Genomic DNA, 4,989 nt, shown 5'->3' with positions numbered 1-4,989 from the left:
CCGTTCTTTATCCTTCCTTACAACCTTATTTAATATATGGGCGGCCCGGCGCTCCTCTTGAAAAAGCCCCCCATGGGGGGGGGGGCGGGGTCCCGGGCCGCACCAATTTTTGAACATCGGATTTTTCCCAAAACCGGTTCCCACTTTTGGTTCCGATGCTCTCGAACAGCAGGAGACGATCGTGTCGCGCATTGGAATCCATTCTTTCGTCTGGTCGGCGAGCTCGGCGCAAGACGACCTCGAACGGACGCTGGCCAACACCAGGGAGGCGGGCTTCGACCTGATCGAATTCTCCTATCTTGACCCCGCCAATGTCGATGTTGGCGGGCTGGCCAAGCGCATCGCCGAGCTCGATCTCGGCGTGGCGATCAGCATCGGGCTGCCGCCCGACGGCGACATTTCAAGCGCCGACAAGGCGATTGCCGCGCACGGCGTCGAAGTCCTCAATGACACGATCGCGCTCACTCGGGATCTCGGCGGCCGGAAGGTCGCCGGCATCCTCAGCACCAGCCATGGATTGCAGACTGAGGCGCCGACGCGCGATCAATGGAACCGCAGTGCCGCCACGCTTGCCAAGGTCGCGGAGACCGCCAAGGCCGCCGGCGTCACCCTCAACCTCGAGATCGTCACCCGGTTCGAGAGCAATCTGCTCAACACCGCAGCGCAAGGGTTGGCCTTCATCGAGGACACTGGTTCCGACAACATTTTTCTGCATCTCGACACGTTCCACATGAACATCGAGGAGGCCGATATCGGGTTGGCCATCCGCCACGCCGCCAAAAAGATCGGCTATGTCCATATCGGCGAGAGCCATCGCGGCTTCCTCGGCACCGGCAACATCGACTTTGCCGGGATCTTCGATGCGCTGACCGCAATCGGCTATGGCGACGACCTCAGCTTCGAATCCTTCTCGTCGGAGATCGTCGACGAGAACCTGTCGAAGAAAACCGCCATCTGGCGCAATCTGTGGACCGACAATATGGAGCTGGCCCGGCATGCGCGCCGCTTCATCGCCATCGGGCTGGAGACGGCGCAGCGCAAGGCCGAGCTTGTTGCGTCAAGCCATCAGCCTTAGGCCGGTTGCGATCGTCAGGCCAGCTCAAAACGTTCCACGGCGCGCATGATGCCACGCAGCTCGGCCAGGCCTTTCAGGCGGCCGATCAAAGAATAGCCGGGGTTGATCCTGGTCTTGCCGATATCGTCGGCGAGCAGATGGCCATGATCGGGTCGCATGGGAATCCGCCAGTCGGCGCGACCTTCCCTACGGCGGCGCGTCTCTTCCTGCATCAAAGCAAGGATGACATGCGCCATGTCGGTGCCGCCCTCCAGATGTTCGGCTTCATAAAAGGAGCCGTCATCCTCGATGGTTACATTGCGCAGATGGACGAAATGGATCCGGTCGGCGAGCTCCTTGACCATGCCGACGATGTCGTTGTCTGCGCGCGTACCGTAGGAGCCGGTGCAGAATGTCAGGCCGTTGGCCGGGTTGTCGACGGCGTTGAGGATGAAACGCGCGTCCTCGGCGGTCGAAACGATCCGTGGCAGGCCATAGAGCGAGAATGGCGGGTCGTCGGGATGGATGCACATGCGCACCCCCTCGTGCTCGGCCACCGGAATGATCTCGCGCAAAAACCAGGCAAGATTGTCGCGCAGCTCCTTCGGCCCGATCGAGTCATATTCCGCCAATGCCTCACGAAAACTATCCCGGTTGTAGCTGCGCTCGGTTGCCGGCAGGCCGGCAATGAGATTGCGCTCGATCCTGTCGATCTGCTCTTCGCTCAATTCCTTCAGTCGCGAATCCGCTTCGGCAATACGTGCCGCGCTGTAGCCGAATTCGGCATTCCTGCGCTTCAGGACGAACAGGTCGTAGGCGGCAAAATCGATCGCATCGAACCGCAGTGCGTAGCCCGTCGTTGGAAGCCGATAGGCAAGGTCGGTGCGGGTCCAGTCGACCACCGGCATGAAGTTATAGCAGATCGTCGCAACGCCGGCCTTGGCGAGCGCACGGATCGTGTCCTTGTACCAGCCGACATAGCGAAGCCGTTCCGCAGAGCCGATCTTGATCGAATTGTGGACAGGAATGCTCTCCACAACCGACCAGGTCAGCCCTTCGGCCTCGATGACCCGCTTGCGCTCCAAAATGTCCGTCAAAGGCCAGGCGCGGCCGTCATAGATATTATGCAGGGCGGATACGACGCCCGTGGCTCCGGCCTGCTTGACATGATCGAGCGTCACCGGGTCGTCAGGGCCATACCAGCGCCAGCATTGTTCCATCGAGGCTTTCCTTTGCGATAAAACGGAACCGTATTGTTGGGCCACAATGGAAGTCAAATTAAAGGAGTTTGCGCAATGAAGGATTTCGACGGCAAGATCGCTCTGGTGACGGGGACGACCGGGATCGGCCTGGCAACCGCCAGACGTCTTGCGGCGGGCGGGGCGGCGATCATCGCCTGCGGCATCGACCGCGCGGCCAACACGGCGATGAGAGCGGAACTGGGCACCTCCGGCGCCGAGGCGCTGGTCGTGGCCGTCGACGTCTCCGTGCCGGATCAGGTCCGCGACGCGGTCGCAGCCGGTGTCGAGCGGTTCGGCGGCCTCGATATCATCGTCAATTCCGCGGCGGTCCATCCGTATGGCACCGCTGTTAGCACCGATTTCGACATCTGGAACCGTGCGATGTCCGTCAATGTCGGCTCGATTTACCTGACCGCGCATTTCGGTATTCCGGAAATGATCAGGCGAGGCGGCGGCGCCATCGTCAACGTGGCTTCGGTGCAAGGTTTCGCCTGCCAGCAGAACGTCGCCGCCTATGCCACGACCAAGGGCGCCATCCACACACTGACGCGCGCTCTGGCGCTCGACCACGCGCGCTCCGGCATTCGCGTCAATTCCGTCAGCCCGGGCTCGATCCGCACCCCGATCCTGGAAAAAGCGGCGCGCGGCGAGAACGGCACCGACGCCGATGTCGAGGCCGCCTACAGGCGCTTCGGCGAAGCACACCCCATCGGGCGCATCGGCGAGCCGGAGGAAGTGGCGGAACTCATCGCCTTTCTGTGTTCGTCGAAAGCCGGGTTCTGCACCGGCGCGGACTACAGGATCGATGGCGGCCTGACTGCCGGCATCGGCGTGAAATAGAACGGGAAGATCGGTCTCGGCTTTACGGAAGACGTTGTCTCCGAACGATTTTCGGCCAGCCGCCACACGTAGCACCGGCGGCGGCGAACCAATAGCGCATAACATGCGCGAGCGCGAATACTGCACTTGCAGCCGGTTCAACCGTCTGATTCCCTTGGTTACGCTGGGCTGTCCTGATTCGCGCACTGTCCAAAGTCTTTGCAGCGCGCCGGGAACAAGCCTTCCACCGACCGCTGCGCTTGCGCATTCAAGGGGAGAGACGGCAAATGAACACTGCAACGAGGCCGACAATCTCGGAGATGAGGCCCAAGATATCCGTCATCGGGGTTGGCGGCGGTGGCGGCAACGCCATCAACAACATGATCGCCGAAGGCTTGCAGGGCACCGAGTTCATCGTTGCCAACACCGATGCCCAGGCGCTCACCATGTCGAAGGCAACGCGGCTGATCCAATTGGGAGCGCACGTCACGGAAGGCCTTGGTGCCGGATCCCTGCCCGAGGTCGGCCATGCCGCGGCCGTGGAATCGATCGACGAAATCATGGACCATCTTGCGGGAACGCATATGTGTTTCGTGACCGCAGGCATGGGAGGCGGAACTGGAACCGGTGCAGCACCGGTCATAGCGCAGGCCGCGCGCAACGCAGGAATACTGACCGTGGCCGTCGTCACCAAGCCGTTCGTCTTCGAAGGAAACCGCCGAATGCATGCGGCCAATGAGGGCATCGAGCGGCTGCGCGAAAGCGCCGATACCGTCATCGTCATACCGAACCAGAACCTGTTCAGGATCGCCGATGCCAAGACGACGTTCGCGGACGCTTTCGCCATGGCGGACCGCGTACTCTACGCCGGCGTCGGCTGCATAACCGATCTCATCGTCAAGGAAGGCCTGATCAATCTCGACTTTGCCGATGTGAAGTCGGTGATGCGCGATATGGGTCGCGCGATGATGGGGACCGGCGAAGCCACCGGCGAGGACCGCGCCAGGAAGGCAGCCGAAGCGGCGATCGCAAACCCGCTTCTCGACGAAGCGTCGATGATGGGCGCCAAGGGCGTCCTTGTCTCGATATCGGGCGGCACTGACATGACGCTGTTCGAGGTCGACGAAGCCGCCACCCGCATCCGCGAGGAGGTCGACGCCGATGCCGACATCATCGTCGGCGCCATTTTCGACAAGGCGCTCGCAGGAAAATTCAGGGTGTCGGTGGTTGCGACGGGATTGCGGCGGGGGCTTGAGATTCCGCTGACGGTGGGGTTGGAAAACCGTGTGAATTGAGCGACGCCCTTATGGCAGCACCACGGCAGGTTTCGACTGAAGGTCCGACGCACCGGACACCCCCGCCAGACGGTAATCGGGCGGAACGCCCAACCCTGATTGTTGCGGGATAAGCCTGCCGAGCAAGTTGTCGGTTTTGCCTGCGCGACTTCTTGCTGTCGAATTGGAACGCCAGCCAGCGCTCATGGCGCCGGCCGCGTGAACAGGGTGCGGAACAGTTCCTCAGCCCGTCGCGGGCCCTCATCTGTCAGAACCACCGACTTTGCCTTGTTTGCCGGATTGGCGATCAGTCCCTTCTGGTGCAAGCGATCCAGAGCATCCCAATCCAATCCCTTCCAGGCGCGCCTCTCTTCATGCAGCGTTAGCCAAAGCAGCCCCAGAACGGCATTGTCGATCTTGTCGGTGTCCATCTCCATGCCAAGCAGTTAACACGGGAAGACGGCGCCTGCCGAGACCCACACCGTCGGGTAACTCGATGAGGATCAAACTGGCCGCGCCAGGCTGCAAACGCAAAACGGCCCGCGTGATGCGGGCCGTTTTGTGGATTTGGTTGCGGGGACAGGATTTGAACCTGTGACCT

The 4,989-nt window shown here is 61.6% G+C and carries 5 protein-coding genes; 3 read left to right on the top strand and 2 right to left on the bottom strand.

Annotated features, from left to right (window positions below; all coding sequences use genetic code 11):
- The first annotated feature begins 181 nt into the window (after positions 1 to 181).
- Complete coding sequence (locus AC0L2Z_RS33115) at positions 182 to 1,075, top strand: sugar phosphate isomerase/epimerase family protein (protein ID WP_473630384.1); 894 nt, start codon at positions 182 to 184, stop codon at positions 1,073 to 1,075.
- Positions 1,076 to 1,089: 14 nt separating this feature from the next.
- Here AC0L2Z_RS33115 and uxuA read toward each other — a convergent pair whose 3' ends face one another.
- Positions 1,090 to 2,274, bottom strand: a complete 1,185-nt coding sequence (gene uxuA / locus AC0L2Z_RS33110; RefSeq protein WP_473630383.1) for a mannonate dehydratase — start codon at positions 2,272 to 2,274, stop codon at positions 1,090 to 1,092.
- Between the two features lie 75 nt (positions 2,275 to 2,349).
- Here uxuA and AC0L2Z_RS33105 point away from each other — a divergent pair, with 75 nt between their 5' ends.
- Together AC0L2Z_RS33105 and ftsZ are read left to right on the top strand one after the other, a co-directional pair.
- Positions 2,350 to 3,135, top strand: a complete 786-nt coding sequence (locus AC0L2Z_RS33105) for an SDR family NAD(P)-dependent oxidoreductase (protein WP_128184864.1) — start codon at positions 2,350 to 2,352, stop codon at positions 3,133 to 3,135.
- 266 nt (positions 3,136 to 3,401) lie between these two features.
- Complete coding sequence (gene ftsZ, locus AC0L2Z_RS33100; protein WP_023797312.1) at positions 3,402 to 4,409, top strand: cell division protein FtsZ; 1,008 nt, start codon at positions 3,402 to 3,404, stop codon at positions 4,407 to 4,409.
- Between the two features lie 182 nt (positions 4,410 to 4,591).
- Here the strand turns inward: ftsZ and AC0L2Z_RS33095 are convergent, their stop codons facing one another.
- Positions 4,592 to 4,825 (bottom strand): DUF6429 family protein, encoded by a 234-nt coding sequence (locus tag AC0L2Z_RS33095; RefSeq protein WP_473630382.1) that lies wholly within the window; start codon positions 4,823 to 4,825, stop codon positions 4,592 to 4,594.
- Positions 4,826 to 4,989 lie beyond the last annotated feature (164 nt).

It is taken from the genome of Mesorhizobium sp. WSM4850 (assembly GCF_055811735.1).
This window is presented reverse-complemented; position numbering and strand designations above follow the sequence as displayed.